Raw genomic sequence first — 311 nt, 5'->3', positions numbered from 1 at the left:
GCCTATGAAGCGATTTCTCCAATGCTTGGATTAGGCGGAGATATTTGGGTAGAGCGTACAGATGCGATTCGTTATGAAACGCCATCCAAAGTGATGTTAGCTAAAAATGCAATTACAGGTTCAAAACGTGAAAAGCAAATTTGGAAAGGGCTTGAACTGCGCCCAGGACAAATTGGAAAAGTAACTGTTTTACAGGATACAGTCATATGGGAAAAAATTAATAAAACAAAAAAACTCCCTCGTATTTTGAAAAAGGGAGAACAGTATCGAGTTTATCGATATGTACCAGGTATGTATGATTTAGGTAATGG

Annotated in this window: 1 pseudogene; it reads left to right on the top strand. The window is 37.9% G+C overall.

Annotation, left to right across the window (positions count from 1 at the left end):
* A pseudogene (locus tag ASU02_RS25550) lies at positions 1 to 311 on the top strand (hypothetical protein); the annotation flags it as partial.

The organism is Cytobacillus praedii (assembly GCF_001439605.1).
Lineage (GTDB): Bacteria > Bacillota > Bacilli > Bacillales > Cytobacillaceae > Cytobacillus > Cytobacillus praedii.
This window is presented reverse-complemented; position numbering and strand designations above follow the sequence as displayed.